Source organism: Sphaerisporangium melleum (assembly GCF_014646695.1).
In the GTDB taxonomy this organism is placed as follows: Bacteria; Actinomycetota; Actinomycetes; order Streptosporangiales; family Streptosporangiaceae; genus Sphaerisporangium; species Sphaerisporangium melleum.
Window position 1 is genome coordinate 1 of the sequence record NZ_BMNT01000004.1, and the last position, 16,720, is coordinate 16,720.

Below are 16,720 nucleotides of genomic sequence, written 5' to 3' on the forward strand. Positions count from 1 at the left end.
AACTGCGAGTCACCCAGCTTGCCGGCCGGGATCGCGGTGCCGAAGTACCGGCCGCTCTGCGCGGCCGCCGCGCCCAGCGTGCTCTCCGCGGCGTTGGAGGGAAGCGGCACCGTCAGCGCCGTGATCGTGCCGAGTACGCCGAGCGCGCCGGCGACCACGGCCCTGCGCAGCCCCCTAGAGGGGCGCCGGGTTCCAGAGGGGTTCGTGCCCATACCTGAGCCTCCATAACGGGTCAAGGAAGCGCGGACACCCATGGCGTCGGCGCGCGTCCGCCTGACCAGCGGGACGCACGCCGCCAGGGCGTCGCGGACGACGGCTCCCGCCGCGCACCGCAAGGGCCGGTGGGGACCGTCTGGGGACTCAGTGTGGAAACCTCTCCGAAAGGCGTCAAGGCCACTCTGAAACTTTCGGACCCTCATCGAGGCGCCCCGATCAGTGAATGCTCGCTACCTGCGGATAAGTGCTATGAAACTTGCGAGACCACGCTCTGCATCGGGGAACATTCCATGTAACTTTCAACTGACGTCCGCCCCGGCCGGGTGCCACGGAGAGCTGCGCCGAGTGCGCAAACAGAACAGAGGGCGCCACACCGGGCGCAGCGTGTAGTACGTTTCAGACCAGTTGAACTCGCAACTCATCCGTACGGTCCGCTCACCCAGCGGATGGCTCTGCCGCGACCGTCGCGCCTCAGGAGGACCAGGCGGTGGAACTGATCGGCCGCGATGACGACGTCGCTTCGATCCGTGCTTTCTTCGAGACCGCGGGTGTCCGCGGTGGCGCGCTGCTGCTGGTGGGCGAGGCCGGCGTCGGCAAGACCGCGGTGCTCGACGCGTTCGCGGCCGTGGAGACCGGCCGCGGCACCCGTGTCCTGCGGGCCGCCGGCGTGCAGTTCGAGGCCGAGGTCAACTACTCCGTCCTCAACCAGTTGCTGTTCCCGCTCGGCGACGACATGGCCCCCCTCACCGACGCACACCGCGGCGCGTTGCGCGTCGCGCTCGGCTACGAGCTCGGCTCGCTTCCCGACCGGCTCGTGGTGTCGAACGCGGCCGTGCTGTGGCTGCGGTCGGTCGCGGCCGAGACGCCGCTCCTGATCATCATCGACGACCTGCACTGGGTGGACCGGGCCAGTGCAGAAGTGCTCGGCTTCGTCGCCCGCCGCCTGGTCGGCAGCCCGATCGCCTTCCTGGGCGCCTGCCGTACCGCCGAGCGCGGCTTCTTCTCCGGCGGCGGGCTGAGCGAGATGACCCTGCCACCCCTGGCCGCCGACGCCGCGCGGACCCTGGTCGATCGCCGTTTCCCCACACTGGCGCCGGCCGTGCGCCGGCGGCTGCTCAGCGAGGCCCGCGGCAACCCGCTGGCGCTGCTGGAACTCCCGTCCGCACTGGACGGCGACCAGCGTACGGACTTCACCGCGCTCCCCACGGTCCTGCCCCTGCCCGATCGGCTGCAGGCCATGTTCGCGTCCCGGGTGGGCGGCCTGCCCGAGCGCTGCCGGCTGATGATGCTGCTCGGCGTTCTCGGCGGCACCACCGAGGTCACCCGGCTGCGAGAGGCCGGCGGCGACACCTGCGACCTCGACGATCTGAGGCCGGCCGAGGACGACCGGCTCGTGCAGGTGACCGCGAACCGGCTGAGCTTCCGGCATCCGCTGATCCGCGCCGCGGTGGTCCAGGCGTGCTCGGAGCGGGACCGGCGCTGGGCGCACGGCGCGCTGGCCGAGGTCGTCGACGCCCCGGAGCGGCGGGTACGCCACCTCGCCGAGTCCGTGGTCGGCCCGGACGAGGCGATCGCCGGCCGGTTGGAGGCCACCGCGCAGGCCCTGCTCCGGCAGGGCGACGCGATCGCGGCGGTGGCCGCGCTGACCCGTGCCGCCGAGCTGAGCCCCGCCCCGGCCGACCGCAGCCGCCGGCTCGCCGAGGCGGCGTACGTCGGCGCCGAGGCCGGCGGCGAGATGGCCACCGCCACCCGGCTGCTGGGCGACGCCCGGCGCAGCGGATCGCTGGACACCCACTCGCTGCACGCCGCGGCCGCCGCCGCGCACCTGCTGATCAACTCGGACGGCGACGTGACCACGGCCTACCGCCTGCTGGCCGCCGCGATCGAGGCCGGGGACCACGGGTACGACGCGCAGAACCCGGTGCTGGTCGAGGCGATGTACTCGGTGCAGCTGATCAGCTGGTGGGTGGGCACCGAGGAGGCCGGACGGAGCGCCCGCGCGCTGGTCGACCGCCTCGTCCCCGAGCCTCCGCCGCTGCTGCGCGTCTACGCGAGCGTGTTCCCCGACCCGGTCCGTGCCACCCCCGAGGACGTCGCCACGCTCGACACGCTGATCGACTCCGTCGGCACCGGCGAGGACCCCACCCGGCTCGTCCGGATCGGCACGGCCGCCCTGTTCGCCGACCGCCTTTCCCGGCTGCGCGGTCCAGAACGGCATCTCGCACAGCTGAGCCGGGAGGGCAGGGGCCCCGCCCGTCGTCATCTCGGCGCGCTGATCCACCTGGCCATCGACGCGTTCCTGTCCGGCCGCTGGCCCGAGGCGCAGGAGCTGTCCGACGAGGGCATCGCGGTCAGCGCCGAGCACGGCTTCACGTTCTTCCGCTGGTATTTCGACTGGGTGCACGCGCTGGTCGCGGCCGGGCGCGGCGAGGTGGAGGCGGCCCGCCGGCTGACCGACGACCTGCTCCGATGGGCGGTCGCGCACCAGGCCACCGGCGTCACGTTCTTCGGCCTGCAGGCGCGGGCGCTCGGCGAGCTCGCGGCCGGCGACCACGAGGGCGCGTACCGGACCGCGACCCGGATCAGCCCGGCCGGACGGCTCGCACCGTACCGGCCGACCGCGATGTGGGCCGGGCTGGACCTGGTCGAGGCCGCGCTGCACACCGGGCGGCGGAGCGAGGCGGTGGCCCACGCGGCCGCGATGCGCGAGGCGCGCCTGGACGAGCTGTCGCCGCGCCTGCGCCTGCTGACCGCCGCGGCGGCCGCGCTCACCGCCGACGACGAGTGCGCCCGTGACCGGTTCGAGGCGGCCCTCGCCACCCCGGACGCGGAGCTGTGGCCGTTCGAGCTGGCCAGGGTGCGGCTCGCGTACGGCGAACGGCTGCGCCGCCTGCGCGACACCGGGGCGGCGCGCGAGCACCTCACGATCGCGCACGATGTGCTGACCGGCCTGGGAGCGGTGCCCTGGCAGGAGCGTGCCGCCGGCGAGCTGCGGGCGACCGGGATGACCCGGCGGTCGACGACGGACGTCGCGGTGACGCTGACCCCGCAGGAGCGCGAGATCGCCGACCTGGCCGGCGCCGGGCTGACCAACAAGCAGATCGGGCAGAAGCTGTTCATCTCGCACCGCACGGTCGGCGACCACCTCTACAAGATCTTTCCCAAGCTGGGGATCACGTCACGGGCCGCTCTGCGGGACGCGCTCACCGCGTACGACCAGCAGGGGTGACCGGCACGACAGTCATGTGACTGGTGCTGAACCGGTCGGCGAAGGCCAGTCTTGGCGGCATGAGCGCAGAACCGTTTCCCGAGGTCCACTGGCCGCCCGGCTGGGGACCGGATCGTGGCGACGGCTTCGTCTCCCATGAGCGCAGGATGACGGCGGCGGCCGGCGCGGTGTTCGCCCGTCTCGTCGCGGTCGAGGCGTGGCCGAGATGGCAGCGCGCCGTCGAGCGCACGGAGGTGTCCGGCGAGCTCGCCACCGGCAGCGGCTTCGTGGTCGTCACGAGGCGGCACCTCCTCGACGGCATCGTCGGTGAGCTCGACCGGCCGAACCGCTTCGGCTGGGCGGCGATCGGCGACCGGGTGAGCTTCTACCAGAACTGGCTGCTGCTGGAGGAGCCCGACGGCGGCACGCTGGTGGTCTTCCAGGAGGCCTCCCGTGGGCCGTCCGCGTTCCTGCGGGCCGCCGAGCGGCTCGAACTGACCCGCGACTGGGTGTACGCACTGCCCGATGACGGCCGCTGACCCGGCGGCCCCGGCACCGCCGCCCCCGCAGGCGGTGCCGGAGAAAGGCCGATCAGGCAGCGGCCGCGCGCAGGACGACCTCGGCGATCTCGTCCGGGTGGGAGGCGAACACCGCGTGTGAGGCGCCGTCGATGGCGATGATCTCCTTGGCCCCGGCCCGCTCGGCCATGAAGTGCTGCACGGCGGCCGGGATGTTCTTGTCGGCCTCACCGAACACGAAGAAGCTCGGGGTGGTCTGCCACGCCTGCGCCCCCTCGGCGGGCTCCTGCAGCGCGGCCAGGGTGATCGGCCGCTGAGTGGCCGCCATCGTCAGGGCGGTCTCCTCGGGCACATCCGCCACGAACTGCCGGTGGTAGAGCTCCTGCGCGACGTACATGTCCTGATTGCCGTCCGGCAGCCCGACGGCACGCAGCGTCTCGGCGAGCGTGCTGCCGGGGTACTTGCCCGACAGCGTCGCCGCGCTGTCACCGGACTCGGGGGCGAACCCGGCCACGTAGACCAGCGACCTGACGTTGCCGGCGCCGGCGGCGGCCTTGCTGATCACCATGCCGCCGTACGAGTGGCCGACCAGCACGACCGGCCCGTCGATCGAGTCGAGCAGGGCACGCACCTGCGCGGCGTCATAGGCGACCGAGCGCAGCGGGTTCGGCGCGGCGATCACCCGGTGTCCTTCACTCCGCAGACGCCCGGCGACCGGCCCCCAGCCGCCCGACTCGGCGAACGCGCCGTGAACCAGGACAACGGTGGGCTTGGTGTTCTCGGACATGGTTTCCTCCGTGCGGGATCGGTTCGTCGTGACACTCACCATGTTCGGCGGGACGGCACCGGCCAGAGTCCGTCAGATGACTGGCACGACGACTGTGCTCGACGGCGGGTGCCGACCGTCATGCCACGGGACCGGTACGGAACCGGCCGGACCGCATGGAGGCCGGCCGCGGACGCCGGCCCGGCCGTTCCCCGCGTGGTGTTCGCCCCCGGTCACGGGCTTGCGGCGAAGGGCGGGATGACCGTCATCTGACAGGCGCGGACCACAGGGCATACCGTCGAGAGTGGTCTTTCCGTTCGTATCGTCCGAATGAAGGAAGCCATGACCGTCACGCTCACCCCGCCCGGCGTCCTCGCCGTCACCGTCCTCATCGGCGCGCTCGCCGCGTGCTCGCCGCGACTCGTGAAGCGGGGCTGAGCGCCATGCCGCACCGTTACCTGGAGGCGCTCACCACCCCCTCGGTCGAGGCCGCGCAGAAGGAGTACGGCAGCTACCCGAGCATGCGGCGGATGCTGGAAGGCCTGCACACCGACGGCGTGCTGGGTGAGCAGGAGATCGCCTACATCGGCGAACGTGACGGCTTCTACCTCGGCACCGTGGGCGAGAGCGGGTGGCCGTACGTCCAGTTCCGCGGGGGTCCGCCGGGATTTCTGAAGGTTCTCGGCACCGAGGACGGCGCGAGCCTTCTCGGCTGGGCGGACTTCCGCGGCAACCGGCAGTACGTGTCGGTGGGCAACCTCAAGGCGTCGGAGAAGGTGTCGCTGTTCCTGATGGACTACGCCCGCCAACTGCGCCTGAAGATCCTCGGGGAGGCGCGCACGATCGACGCTCGTTCCGAGGAGGCCACTCCCCTCCTCGAGAAGGTCGGCCTGCCGGGCTACCGGGCGCGCGTCGAGCGGGTCATCACCGTACGGGTGCACGGCTACGACTGGAACTGCCCGCAGCACATCACCCCACGCTGGACGCAGGCCGAGCTGGCGCCGGCGCTGGACGAACTGCGGGCGGAGCTGTCGCGCCTGCGCAGCGAGAACCACCGGCTGCGGGCCGCCGCGGAGCCGGGCCCCGAAGTCCGGTAGGACGGACGCCCTCACCCCTGGGCAGGCCGGTCGGGGCGCCAGGTCCAATTGGTGCGCTCGTACAGGACCTCGAAGCCGGCCCGCCGCAGATTGTGCAGCGAGGGGTTGTGCTCACCAGGGCCCTCGGCGCCGGTCTCGGCCACGAGCCGGCGACAGCCCGCCGCCTGGGCGGCTCGGACCCTGGCCGCGATGAGGGCGCTCTGCGCCCCGCGCCCGCGTACCTCCGGCACGGTCGCGCCGGCGAAGAACTGGGCGGTGTCCCCCCGGACGTACAGGGTCGCCGTCGCGACGATCCGGTCACCCGCCCACACCGCGTAGGGGTGCCAGCCCGGCCGTCCGACGGACGCGGCGGCCATCGACCGCGCGATCTCGTTGTCCATCCCGAACACCCGATTCAAGGTGGCCGACCACTCCGCCGCCTGAGCGGGCTCCACCGGTTCGACGCGCAGTCCCTCGTCCAGCCCCCGGGCGGTCCGGGAGAGCGCGACCTCGGTGTCGCACGCGAGCTTCACCCAGGTGGACCCGGCGGACAGGTTCGTCTTCGCGCGGATCTCGTCCCAATCCGCGGGGATCACGGCGGGCGCGAGCTGGATGGTCGCCTGCGGTGTCCCGTTCAGCCGGTAGAAGTCGTCGATCCGGCCGATCAGCTCCGCGGTGACGGGTTCCTCGAAGCCGAAGCCGAGTGCCTTGTTCCAGAAGAGCGTCGAGTCGTCCCGGACCGACAGGGCGACTCCGCCGCCCAGGCGAAGCGCGGCGAAGCCGTACCGCTCCCGCAGGTCGGCGGGGAGACCGTCCTCCCAGTCGAAAAGCGTCTCGGATTCGGATCGTTCGGCAACGTCCGGGGAGATGTCGAAACCCACAACGCCTCATTTCATGTTCTTCGTGATCCATCTCGTCGGCCCGCCGAGCGCACTCGACAAATAGGACAAGATGCCGCAATTCAGGCACCGACCGTATCGGAGCCCCGCGATCCGGTGGTACGGCGCCCACCGCCGGCCGGTGTGAACGGTGGAGCTCGGAGGCGTCAGCGGTTCCGGTCCTGCCAGCGGTCCAGATCCGCGATCATCACCTCGGCGATGGCCCGCATCTGCTTGATCTGACCGTCGGTGAGGCCGGCCAGGACCGTCTCGCGCGCGCTTACGACGCGTTCGGCCGCGATCGAAGCGGATTTCATCGGCGGCACGGCACTCTTGACCCAGATCGGATCCGTCCGGCGACAGACCTGGCCGGTCGTGGTCGGCGTCCGCGGGAAGCCCCCCGGGGCCGGCCGCCGGGCGGCGGCCGGTCCCGATCGGTCGAGGCGTTCACGGTGGCCCTCAGCCGAGCATCGGGTCGCCGCAGGCGCGCTCGTTCAGGGTGTCAGGATCGGAAGAAGGCCAGCAGGTCGGCGTTGACCGTGTCGGCCTGCGTGGTCGGCATGCCGTGCGGGAAGCCCGCGTACGTCTTCAGCGTGCCGTTCCGGAGCAGTCGCGCCGACAGCGGCGCCGAGTCCTCGTAGGGCACGATCTGGTCGTCGTCGCCGTGCATGACGAGCACCGGCACGGTGATCTTCTTGAGGTCCTCGGTGAAGTCGGTCTGCGAGAACGCCACGATGCCGTCGTAGTGCGCCTTCGCACCGCCCATCATGCCCTGACGCCACCAGTTCTGGATGATCGCCTCGGACGGCTCGGCGCCGGGGCGGTTGAAGCCGTAGAACGGGCCGGACGGCAGTGCCCGGTAGAACTCGGAGCGGTTGGCGGCCAGCTGCGCCTGAAGGTCGTCGAACACGCTCTTGGGCAGCCCGCCGGGATTGGCCTCGGTCCGCACCATGAGCGGCGGGATCGCGGAGATGATCGCCGCCTTGGCCACCCGCGCCTCACCGTGCCGGGCGAGGTAGCGCACCACCTCACCACCGCCGGTCGAGTGGCCGACGTGGATGGCGTCGCGCAGGTCGAGGTGGGCGGTCACCGCGGCCAGGTCGTCGGCGTAGTGGTCCAGGTCGTGCCCGTCGGCGACCTGCGCCGACCGGCCGTGGCCGCGGCGGTCGTGCGCGACGACCCGGTAGCCGTGCTGCAGGAAGAACAGCATCTGGGTGTCCCAGTCATCGGCCGACAGCGGCCAGCCGTGGCTGAACACGATCGGCTGCCCCGAGCCCCAGTCCTTGTAGTAGATCTCGGTGCCGTCGTCGGTGGTGATGAAAGGCATCTCGTTTTCCGTTCTCGGTGCGCCGGGGCCGCCGTGGTGGGACACCGGCGACGCGGATGGTTCTTCGCGGGACAGTTCCCATCTTCGGCGGGCGACTCGCGGTCAGTGCCCGTCAGATGACGGGAACGATGACGGCCGGCGCGTGCGGCCACGGTCGCACGACCACCGGCGGGCGGGCGCGAGGCGCTCCGAAGGCACGCCGAATCGCCGTGGCGGCCCCATGACGGGCCGGCGGCGGGGTCAGACCTGGTGGCGGCCGCCGTTGCGCTCGCGGTCGGACTCCGCGATGATGCGCACGGCCTCGTCCACGTCGTCGGTGACCGTCATCAGGTCGACGTCACGCGGGGAGATCTTGCCGGTGGACAGCAGGGTGTCGCGGATCCAGTCGAGCAGCCCGCCCCAGAAGTGGCTGCCGAGCAGGATCACCGGGAACGAGGTGACCTTGCGGGTCTGCACCAGCGTGAGCGCCTCGAACAGCTCGTCCAGCGTGCCGAACCCGCCGGGCAGCGCCACGAACCCGGAGGCGTACTTGACGAACATCGTCTTGCGCACGAAGAAATAGCGGAACTCGATGCCGAGGTCGACATAATCGTTCAGCTTCTGCTCGAACGGCAGCTCGATGCCGAGGCCCACCGAAATGCCGCCGGCCTGGCGTGCGCCCTTGTTGGCGGCCTCCATGATCCCCGGCCCGCCACCGGTGATCACGGCGTAACCCGCCTCCGCCAGCGCCTTGCCGAGGGTCTCGCCGACGGCGTAGTCGGGGTCGTCGGGACGGGTGCGTGCGGAGCCGAAGACGGTGACGGCGGGCGGCAGCTCGCCGAGCTGCCCGAAGCCCTCCACGAACTCCGCCTGGATGCGCAGCACCCGCCAGGGGTCCATGTGCAGCCACTCGGTCGAACCGCGCCGGTCCAGCAGCCTCTCGTCATAGGTGGAGTCGGGAAGGAACTTGCCCCGGACGAGAGATGGGCCCTGGCGGCGCTCCTCACGCGATGCTTTGCTCATGCCGAGAACGCTAACCGCCCGGGGGACCACCCAAGCCATACCGGAACGGGACGTGCCGTGAACGCCGCAAAGAATCTTGAAAAATCTGCGACGAGCGGCGGAACCGATTCTGAGCGAGGCCGCGTCTAAGAGCCGAGGGTGCTGCTCGGGACTGAAAGTGGCTTTCCCCGCCAAATGGCCGGCGAGGAAAGCCACTTTCTTTTGTGCCGCCAGGTCGGCGCCGGGGCGCGCGGCTCAGCCGGCCGAGGCGGTGAGCCAGGCGGTCATCCGCCGCTCGCAGTCGGCGATCATCGAGAGCGAGACGTACTCACCCTGCTGGTGGGCGAGGTTCGGGTCACCAGGACCGTAGTTGACCGCGGGGACGCCGAGCGCGGAGAACCGCGAGACGTCGGTCCAGCCGAGCTTGGCCCGCGGCGTGCCGCCGATGGCGCGGACGAACGCGGCGGCCACCGGGTGGGTCAGCCCCGGACGGGCTCCGGGGGCGCCGTCGGTGAAGCGCACCTCGTAGCCCTCGAACACCTCGCGCACGTGGTCGCGCGCCTGCTCCATCGAGCGGTCGGGCGCGAAACGGTAGTTCACCGTGACCACGCACTCGTCCGGGATGACGTTGCCGGCCACGCCTCCGGTGATCCCGACCGCGTTCAGCCCCTCGTGGTACGTCAGGCCGTCCACCAGCGGCTCGCGCGCCCGGTAGGCGCCGAGGCGCGCGAGAACGGGCTCGGCGCCGTGGATGGCGTTGACCCCATGCCAGGACCGGGCGCTGTGCGAACGGCGCCCGCGCACGACGACCTCGGCGCGCAGGGTGCCCTGGCAGCCGCCCTCGATCTCGCCGCCGGTCGGCTCCATCAGCACGGCGAAGTCGCCGGCCATCAGGTCGGGACGAGTGCGGGCGATCCGGCCGAGCCCGTTGCGCTCGGCCTCGACCTCCTCGCAGTCGTAGAAGACGTACGTGACGTCCCTGGACGGCTCGGGCACCCCGGCGGCGAGCTTCAGCGCCACGGCGACGCCGCTCTTCATGTCGGAGGTGCCGCAGCCGTACAGCAGGTCGCCCTCCACCCGGGATGGCAGGTTGCCCGCCAGCGGCACGGTGTCGATGTGACCGGCGATCACCACCCGCTCGGCGCGTCCCAGCTCGGTGCGGGCCACCACCGCGTCGCCCTCGCGGACGACCGACAGGTGCGAAAGCGGCTTGAGCGCCGCCTCGACGGCGTCGGCGAGCGCGGTCTCGTCACCGCTGACCGACTCGGCGTCCACGAGCGCCGCCGTCAGCGCCCGCACGTCGCCGGTCAGGTCGAGCGGCGGGATGTCAGGCATTGACGCCGTGCTGCCGCAGCACGTCGTTCAGCTCGGCCTTGTCGTGGCGCTGCCCTTCCTGGAGCCGCTTGAGCACCAGCACGCACGGCAGGCCGAAGGTGCCGCCGGGGAACTCCTTGGCGCGGGTGCCGCCGACCGCGACGCACCAGTCGGGGATGCGCCCGCGGGAGATCTCCTCGCCGGTCTCGACGTCGATGACCGGCATGGAGGCCGACAGGATGGTGCCCGCGCCCACGACGGCGCCCTTGCCGACCCGCGCCCCCTCGACGATCATCGAGCGGCTGCCGATCAGCGCGTCGTCCTCGATGACGACCGGGACGGCGTTCGGGGGCTCCAGCACCCCGCCGATGCCCACGCCGCCCGACAGGTGGACGTTGCGGCCGATCTGGGCGCACGAGCCGACGGTGGCCCAGGTGTCGACCATGGTGCCGCTGTCCACGTACGCGCCGATGTTGGTGTAGGAGGGCATGAGCACGACGCCGGGAGCGAGGTAGGAGCCCCATCTCGCGATGGCGCCGGGCACCACGCGCACCCCCTCCAGGGAGGTCTTCAGCGGGATGCGGTCGTGGTGGTGGAAGTCGCCCACCTGGCTGCGCACCATGCCGAGCACCCGGAAACCGAGCAGGATGGCGCGCTTGGCGCGCTCGTCCACGACCACCTCGCCGGTGGCGTCGTCGACGAACGCGACGCGGGCCTTGCCGGTGTCGAGCATGTCCACGGCCCCGACGATCAGGCCGCGCGCCTCGCCGTCATCGGGCGACAGCTCGGTGCGGCGGTCCCACAACTCGTCCAAGGTGGCCGGCAACGGGCTTTCGAAGGTCTGGCTCATGCAAGGGGAGCTTAGTGGCGTACGGGCACCGCGATGGGGCCGGTAGGTTCTTGTCCGTGGCACGGCGATTCTCACGGGCGGTACTCACGATCATCGGCATCGTGCTCGTGCTCGGCGTGGCCTTGTTCTTCGGCGTCTACCACCTGCTCAACCGCGCCAAGCCCCTCGCGCTCGGTGAGCACTGCCAGGTGAAGACCCCGGGCGGCACCCTCGACCTGGAGATCGAGCAGGCGCAGGTCGCCGCGACCATCGCCGCGGTCGCCGCCGACCGCGGGCTGCCCGAGCGGGCCCTGGAGATCGCCTACATCACCGCGATCCAGGAGTCCAAGCTGCTGAACCTCCCGTTCGGCGACCGCGACTCGGTCGGGGTGTTCCAGCAGCGCCCCTCGCAGGGCTGGGGCACCATCGAGCAGCTGCAGGACCCGGTGTACGCCACCCGCAAGTTCTTCTCGGCCCTGGTGAAGGTCAAGCGCTACCAGAAGCTTCCGCTGCACGACGCGGCGCAGGCGGTGCAGCGGTCGGCCGACGGCTCGGCGTACGCCCAGCACGAGGAGGACGCCAAGATCCTCGCCGATGCGTTCACCGGGCGCACGCCGAAGGCCGTCCACTGCTGGTACCCCGCGCCGGAGAAGCCGCAGCCCGTGCAGGCCGCCAAGGCCCGCAAAGACCTCGCCCGCGCCCTCGGCCAGCGGCCCGCGCAGGGCGACGGCATCAGCGCGGCCACGCAGCGGCGCGGCTGGCTGATCGCCAGCTGGACGGTCGCGCACGCGCAGAAGTACGGGCTGCGCAAGGTGCGCTACGCCGGGGTCGCCTGGTCGTCGGCCGACGGCCAGGACGGCTGGCTGCCCGACACCGGCGCCACCGCCACGGTCGTCAAGATCGCCTGACGTCCGCGCGGGCTCCCCGGCCTTTGCCCGGCCGGGTCAGAGCATGCGCTCCACGTTGATCGAGCCGGGGGCCAGTGGCTGGGCGTAGGCGGCGGTCCACGGCTGGCCCTGCACGCGGTCGAAGCTCAGCAGCCGCCCGTCGGTCGCGCGGTAGTCCGCGAAGTCGCCCAGGCCCCGCTCGGGGTAGCCAGTGGTGCCTTCGGAGCGGAAGGTGACGGTGCCCCGCTCGATCGGGTGGAACTCCACCCCGTCCATGATCAGCATGCTCTTGGCCGGCACCATGCCCTGGGTCGGGACCGGGGTCCACAGGTACACCTCAAGGTGCGGCGGGTCGTCCGGGCCCTGCCCCTGGCGTTCCTCGACCGACAGCCACTGGTAGTGGCCCACGGCCTCCTCCAGCAGGTATTCGGTCCACTGCTCGCCCTGCCAGGACAGGTGCAGAGCCCCGAGGACGCGCGCACGCAGGCCCTGGCGGTCGACGATGTCGCCGACCTTGATCGTGCGGGGGTCGAGGAACTCGGAATTCAGCATGACCGGGCGGCCCAGGGCCGGGTGCGGCCCGGCCTGCTCCGGCTCCGGCTCAGGCGGGCGGCGAGGCGGCCGAGGCGGCGGCTTGGGCCGTCGCGTGCCGAGATAGGCGCCCAGCACGACGACGAGGATGGCTGCGCTCACTGCGAGCACGACCGCAACGGTCATGCCGCGGGATCCTACTGGAGCCGGAGCACCGCCGCATTGATCCGCTCATCCGTCCCGGTCAGCGCGACGCGGACGTGCGACGCTCCCGCCGGTCCGTAGAAGTCGCCCGGCGCGACCAGGATGCCGATCTCGGCGAGCGCGGCGACCTGGTCCCAGCAGTTCCGGTCGTCCGTCGCCCACAGGTAGAGCCCGGCCGCCGAGTGGTCCACCCGCCAGCCGGCCTTCTCCAGCGCGGGCCGCAGGAGCGCGCGCCGCGCGGCGTACAGCTCGCGCTGCGCGGCGGCGTGCGCGTCGTCGTCCAGCACGGCGGCCATGGCGGCCTGCACCGGGGCCGGCATGATCATGCCGGCGTGCTTGCGCACCTCCAGCAGCCGCTTGACCAGCGCCGGGTCGCCGGTGACGAACGCCGCCCGGTAGCCGGCCAGGTTGGACCGCTTGGACAGCGAGTGCACGGCCAGCAGGCCCTCGTGCGAGCCGCCGCAGACGTCCGGGTGCAAGATCGAGATGGGCTCTTCCTCCCAGCCCAGCTCGATGTAGCACTCGTCGGAGGCGACGACCGCGCCACGCTCGCGCGCCCAGGCCACGACCTTGCGCAGGTGCTCGGCGGGCAGCACCCGGCCGGTCGGGTTGGACGGGGAGTTCACCCAGACCAGCGGCGCCCGCTCGGGACCGAGGCCCAGCAGGCCGTCGGTGGCGTACGGCTGCGCGCCCGCGAGCCGCGCGCCGACGTCGTAGGTCGGGTAGGCCAGGGACGGGATGACCACGCGGTCGCCCTGCCCCACTCCCAGCAGGGTCGGCAGCCAGGCGACGAGCTCCTTGGAGCCGATCGTCGGCAGCACGTCGGCGGGGTCCACCGTGACCCCGTGCCGGCGGGCCAGCCAGCCCGCCGCGGCACGGCGCAGGCGTTCGGTGCCGTGCGTGAGGGGGTAGCCGGGGCTGTCGGCCGCGCCCGCCAGCGCCTCGCGGGCCACGGCGGGCACCGGGTCGACGGGCGTGCCGACCGACAGGTCCACGATGCCCCCGGGGTGGGCGAGTGCCCGGTCCTTGTACGGCGCCAGCCGGTCCCACGGGAAGTCGGGCAGCCCGATCACCGTATTACCCCCAAGGTCGATCGCGATAGGTGACATGACGGCGGCAGGCACCGCGGCCGTGCGGCCGCGGCGCCCGGGCGCCTCATGGCGACGTGCGGAAGGTCAGTGCTCCGCGGCCTGCGGCGGGAGCGCGGCCACGATCGGGTGATCGCGCTCGATCTTGCCGACCTTGGACGCCCCGCCGGGCGAGCCCAGCTCGTCGAAGAACTCGACGTTGACCTTGTAGAAGTCTTTCCACTGGTCGGGCGTGTCGTCCTCGTAGAAGATCGCCTCGACGGGGCAGACGGGCTCGCACGCGCCGCAGTCCACGCACTCGTCGGGGTGGATGTAGAGCATGCGCGCGCCCTCGTAGATGCAATCGACGGGGCATTCTTCGATGCACGCCTTGTCCAGCACATCAACGCAAGGCTGCGCGATGACGTAGGTCACCTCGGGCTCCTTCTTCTCCGCGCCTTCGCACGACTCGACCGCGGGTTGCTAGACCTAGTATTGCCGTGCGGGCCGCCTGTCTGAAACGGGAGGGGGGGCAACGTCGTGACAGCGCACTTTGGCGGAAGGTTCGTGATCGCCATCTCACCCTCCGACGTGGGCCGGCGGGTCTCGGTGCGGCGCACCGACACCGGCGGCTTCCGGGACGCCGTGGGCGTGCTCGAGTCCTGGCAGGACGGCCTGCTCCGGGTGCGCAAGCGCGACGGCACGCTGGTGGACATCCGGCAGGAGGCCGTCGTCGCCGCCAAGGTCGTCCCCGAACGCTGATCCGGGCGTTCCACCACTCGGGGCGCCGATCACCAACCCCGCGCCAAACTCGGGCGTCGTCTCCGCGTGCCTCCTCGACGCCGGAGGATATGACGCTGAGTATTCGATTCGTGACATCACGTGCCACCGCCGCGGCCGCGCTCCTCGCCGCCACCGCCTTCGCCACCGCCATGGCCGGGTGCTCGTCCACGCCGCCGAAGAAGACCGAGCAGGCTCCGGTCGACCCCAGGGCGGCCGGGCTGGCCCAGGGGTTCGGCACGATGGACCGCCTGGTCGAGGCCGCGCGCAAGGAAGGCGCGCTGAACCTCGTCGGCGTGCCGCGCGACTGGGTCAACTACGGCGCCGTCATCGACCGTTTCACCGGCGAGTACGGCCTGCGGGTGAACGTGATCGAGCCGGGCGCGAGCAGCCGGCGCGAGATCGACCTCGCCGCGGCCGCCAAGACCGCCGACCGGACGCCGGACGTGTTCGACGTGGGCGTCGACGTCGCGGTGGCGAGCGCCCAGCGCTTCGCCCCGTACAAGGTCACCGCCTGGCAGGACATCCCGGACGCCGTCAAGGACCTCAAGGGCCTGTGGTACGCGGGCTACGGCGGTTACATGTCCATCGGGTACGACCCGCGCAAGGTCGCCGCGCCGGCGAGGTTCGCCGACCTGCTGAAGCCCGGGTACGCCGTGGCGCTGCCCGGCGACCCGCTGCGGACGGCCGCGGCGTTCAACGCGGTCATGGCGGCCTCGCTGCAGGACGGCCGGCCGCAGGCCGAGCGCGGGCTGGCCCTGTTCGGCCGGCTCAAGAAGGAAGGCCGGCTCAGCCTGCCCTCCCAGGCCAACGCCCTGGTCGACTGGGACTACGTGAACGCCGCCAAGGCCGCGCAGACCGCCGGGGACGACAAGCCGGCCTGGAAGGTCGTGGTGCCGCCCGACGCCGCGCTCGCCTCGTACTACGTGCAGGCGATCAACAAGAAGGCCCCGCACCCGGCCGCGGCCCGCCTGTGGGAGGAGTTCCTGTACAGCGACGAGGTGCAGAACCTCTTCCTGAAGGGATTCGCCCGGCCGGCCCGCATGGAGGCGATGGAGATGTCCGGCACGCTCGACCGGCAGGCCGCGGCCAAGCTGCCGGCGGTGCCGCGCACCCCGGTCCTGCTCACCATCCCGCAGGCCGACGAGGCCAAGACCTACCTGAAGGCCAACTGGGCGCGCACGATGGGATGAGCCCGCCGGTGGAGGGGTTCGATGCGGGAGCCCGGTGGGCAAGCTTCCGGACAGATGTGTCGCGAGGACATCAAGGCTCTAAAGTGTCTGTACTTACGGACACGGGGATGCGATGTTCGAGAATGCGAGCTGATGGCCTTGCGACACGAAACGCCGATCTTGATGCGGTGGAACGCTCGCGCCTATGACAGCTCCTTCGGCTACGTCTCCCCGCAGGGCGCGCCGCTGATCGAGTTGCTCGACCCGCGGCCCGGCGAGCGCGTCCTCGACCTCGGCTGCGGCACCGGAGTGCTCAGCGCCGAGATCGCCGCCCGGGGCACGACCGTGCTCGGCGTCGACGGCTCCGCCACCATGATCGAAGTTGCGCGGGCGCACCATCCGGAGCTGGACTTCCTGGTCGGCGACGGCGCCGCCTTCACCGTCCCGATGACCTTCGACGCGGTCTTCTCCAACGCGGCGCTGCACTGGATGGGCCGCGACCCGGACGGGGTGATCCAGTGCGTCCGCAACGCCCTGGTCCCCGGCGGGCGCTTCGTCGCCGAGATGGGCGGGGCCGGCAACTGCGCGGCGCTCACCTCCGCGATGCTGACCGCCTGGCGCGAGTACGGCCTGCCCGAGCCCGAGCTGCCGTGGTACTTCCCCTCTCCCGCCGAGTACGCGCTCCGGCTGGAGAAGGGCGGCTTCACGGTCCGCCTGCTGGAGTACTTCGACCGGCCCACCCCGCTCGACGAGTGCCCCGGCGGCGCGGCCGACTGGGTGCGCATGTTCGCGGGCTCCCTGCTCGACATGGTGCCGCCCGCGACCGCGGAGCCGCTGCTGCGCAGGGTCAACGAGCTGGCCGCGCCCGCGCTGCGGCGTGAGTCGGGGTGGATGGCCGACTACGTCCGGCTGCGATTCGCGGCCGTCCGGGCCTAACGGCCGTCTACGATCGAGCGATTTGCCAGA

Annotated in this window: 17 protein-coding genes and 1 pseudogene; 7 read left to right on the top strand and 11 right to left on the bottom strand. The window is 71.9% G+C overall.

Going from position 1 to position 16,720, the window contains the following annotated elements:
* Positions 1-212, bottom strand: a pseudogene (locus tag IEY93_RS04220) (endo-1,4-beta-xylanase); the annotation flags it as partial.
* A 491-nt stretch (positions 213-703) separates the two neighbouring features.
* Here IEY93_RS04220 and IEY93_RS04225 point away from each other — a divergent pair.
* Together IEY93_RS04225 and IEY93_RS04230 are read left to right on the top strand one after the other, a co-directional pair.
* Complete coding sequence (locus IEY93_RS04225; protein ID WP_189161623.1) at positions 704-3,445, top strand: helix-turn-helix transcriptional regulator; 2,742 nt, start codon at positions 704-706, stop codon at positions 3,443-3,445.
* A gap of 59 nt (positions 3,446-3,504) precedes the next feature.
* Complete coding sequence (locus IEY93_RS04230) at positions 3,505-3,963, top strand: SRPBCC family protein (RefSeq protein ID WP_189161624.1); 459 nt, start codon at positions 3,505-3,507, stop codon at positions 3,961-3,963.
* Between the two features lie 52 nt (positions 3,964-4,015).
* On the opposite strand, the gene IEY93_RS04235 is transcribed toward IEY93_RS04230, so the two are convergent.
* On the bottom strand, positions 4,016-4,729 hold the full coding sequence (locus tag IEY93_RS04235; protein ID WP_189161625.1) for an alpha/beta fold hydrolase: 714 nt from the start codon (positions 4,727-4,729) through the stop codon (positions 4,016-4,018).
* A gap of 422 nt (positions 4,730-5,151) precedes the next feature.
* Between IEY93_RS04235 and IEY93_RS04240 the strand changes: the two genes are divergently transcribed.
* A complete protein-coding gene (locus IEY93_RS04240) occupies positions 5,152-5,805 on the top strand; it encodes a pyridoxamine 5'-phosphate oxidase family protein (RefSeq protein WP_189161626.1) in 654 nt (217 codons plus the stop codon).
* Between the two features lie 11 nt (positions 5,806-5,816).
* Here the strand turns inward: IEY93_RS04240 and IEY93_RS04245 are convergent, their stop codons facing one another.
* The 6 genes from IEY93_RS04245 to IEY93_RS04270 form a co-directional block, all read right to left on the bottom strand.
* Positions 5,817-6,665, bottom strand: coding sequence for a GNAT family N-acetyltransferase (locus IEY93_RS04245; protein ID WP_189161627.1), 849 nt, complete (start codon positions 6,663-6,665; stop codon positions 5,817-5,819).
* 164 nt (positions 6,666-6,829) lie between these two features.
* Complete coding sequence (locus IEY93_RS04250; protein ID WP_189161628.1) at positions 6,830-6,979, bottom strand: hypothetical protein; 150 nt, start codon at positions 6,977-6,979, stop codon at positions 6,830-6,832.
* Between the two features lie 185 nt (positions 6,980-7,164).
* On the bottom strand, positions 7,165-7,989 hold the full coding sequence (locus IEY93_RS04255; RefSeq protein ID WP_189161629.1) for an alpha/beta fold hydrolase: 825 nt from the start codon (positions 7,987-7,989) through the stop codon (positions 7,165-7,167).
* A gap of 240 nt (positions 7,990-8,229) precedes the next feature.
* On the bottom strand, positions 8,230-8,991 hold the full coding sequence (locus IEY93_RS04260) for an LOG family protein (RefSeq protein WP_189161630.1): 762 nt from the start codon (positions 8,989-8,991) through the stop codon (positions 8,230-8,232).
* A gap of 234 nt (positions 8,992-9,225) precedes the next feature.
* Positions 9,226-10,305 carry a succinyl-diaminopimelate desuccinylase gene (gene dapE, locus IEY93_RS04265; RefSeq protein WP_189161631.1) on the bottom strand — a complete coding sequence of 360 codons (1,080 nt, stop codon included), beginning with the start codon at positions 10,303-10,305 and terminating at the stop codon, positions 9,226-9,228.
* On the bottom strand, positions 10,298-11,134 hold the full coding sequence (locus tag IEY93_RS04270) for a 2,3,4,5-tetrahydropyridine-2,6-dicarboxylate N-succinyltransferase (protein WP_189161632.1): 837 nt from the start codon (positions 11,132-11,134) through the stop codon (positions 10,298-10,300). Before IEY93_RS04270 ends, dapE begins: the two co-directional genes overlap by 8 nt.
* Positions 11,135-11,190: 56 nt before the next feature.
* Between IEY93_RS04270 and IEY93_RS04275 the strand changes: the two genes are divergently transcribed.
* Positions 11,191-12,021: a hypothetical protein gene (locus IEY93_RS04275; protein ID WP_189161633.1), complete on the top strand. Its 831-nt coding sequence runs from the start codon at positions 11,191-11,193 to the stop codon at positions 12,019-12,021.
* 36 nt (positions 12,022-12,057) lie between these two features.
* On the opposite strand, the gene IEY93_RS04280 is transcribed toward IEY93_RS04275, so the two are convergent.
* The 3 genes from IEY93_RS04280 to fdxA form a co-directional block, all read right to left on the bottom strand.
* A complete protein-coding gene (locus IEY93_RS04280) occupies positions 12,058-12,717 on the bottom strand; it encodes a DUF4178 domain-containing protein (RefSeq protein WP_189161634.1) in 660 nt (219 codons plus the stop codon).
* Between the two features lie 11 nt (positions 12,718-12,728).
* Positions 12,729-13,844, bottom strand: a complete 1,116-nt coding sequence (gene dapC / locus IEY93_RS04285; protein WP_275411978.1) for a succinyldiaminopimelate transaminase — start codon at positions 13,842-13,844, stop codon at positions 12,729-12,731.
* A gap of 66 nt (positions 13,845-13,910) precedes the next feature.
* Positions 13,911-14,237, bottom strand: a complete 327-nt coding sequence (gene fdxA / locus IEY93_RS04290) for a ferredoxin (protein ID WP_189161635.1) — start codon at positions 14,235-14,237, stop codon at positions 13,911-13,913.
* A 132-nt stretch (positions 14,238-14,369) separates the two neighbouring features.
* Between fdxA and IEY93_RS04295 the strand changes: the two genes are divergently transcribed.
* The 3 genes from IEY93_RS04295 (at position 14,370) to IEY93_RS04305 (ending at position 16,690) form a co-directional block, all read left to right on the top strand.
* Entirely contained in the window at positions 14,370-14,564 is a 195-nt protein-coding gene (locus IEY93_RS04295; RefSeq protein ID WP_307837546.1) for a putative acetyltransferase, read from the top strand.
* A gap of 110 nt (positions 14,565-14,674) precedes the next feature.
* Positions 14,675-15,775, top strand: a complete 1,101-nt coding sequence (locus IEY93_RS04300) for an ABC transporter substrate-binding protein (protein WP_229690847.1) — start codon at positions 14,675-14,677, stop codon at positions 15,773-15,775.
* A gap of 132 nt (positions 15,776-15,907) precedes the next feature.
* The gene (locus IEY93_RS04305; protein WP_189161638.1) at positions 15,908-16,690 is read left to right on the top strand and encodes a class I SAM-dependent methyltransferase; all 783 of its coding nucleotides are present in this window, start codon (positions 15,908-15,910) and stop codon (positions 16,688-16,690) included.
* Positions 16,691-16,720: the final 30 nt, after the last annotated feature.

What these genes read in the sequence shown, in the direction of transcription:
- IEY93_RS04240 (WP_189161626.1), top strand. Translation starts at nt 5,152, where the DNA reads ATGCCGCACCGTTACCTGGAGGCGCTCACCACCCCCTCGGTCGAGGCC.
- IEY93_RS04260 (WP_189161630.1), bottom strand. Translation starts at nt 8,991, where the DNA reads ATGAGCAAAGCATCGCGTGAGGAGCGCCGCCAGGGCCCATCTCTCGTC.
- IEY93_RS04250 (WP_189161628.1), bottom strand. Translation starts at nt 6,979, where the DNA reads ATGAAATCCGCTTCGATCGCGGCCGAACGCGTCGTAAGCGCGCGCGAG.
- IEY93_RS04235 (WP_189161625.1), bottom strand. Translation starts at nt 4,729, where the DNA reads ATGTCCGAGAACACCAAGCCCACCGTTGTCCTGGTTCACGGCGCGTTC.
- IEY93_RS04255 (WP_189161629.1), bottom strand. Translation starts at nt 7,989, where the DNA reads ATGCCTTTCATCACCACCGACGACGGCACCGAGATCTACTACAAGGAC.
- IEY93_RS04270 (WP_189161632.1), bottom strand. Translation starts at nt 11,134, where the DNA reads ATGAGCCAGACCTTCGAAAGCCCGTTGCCGGCCACCTTGGACGAGTTG.
- IEY93_RS04280 (WP_189161634.1), bottom strand. Translation starts at nt 12,717, where the DNA reads ATGACCGTTGCGGTCGTGCTCGCAGTGAGCGCAGCCATCCTCGTCGTC.
- dapE (WP_189161631.1), bottom strand. Translation starts at nt 10,305, where the DNA reads ATGCCTGACATCCCGCCGCTCGACCTGACCGGCGACGTGCGGGCGCTG.
- IEY93_RS04305 (WP_189161638.1), top strand. Translation starts at nt 15,908, where the DNA reads ATGGCCTTGCGACACGAAACGCCGATCTTGATGCGGTGGAACGCTCGC.
- dapC (WP_275411978.1), bottom strand. Translation starts at nt 13,844, where the DNA reads ATGTCACCTATCGCGATCGACCTTGGGGGTAATACGGTGATCGGGCTG.
- IEY93_RS04230 (WP_189161624.1), top strand. Translation starts at nt 3,505, where the DNA reads ATGAGCGCAGAACCGTTTCCCGAGGTCCACTGGCCGCCCGGCTGGGGA.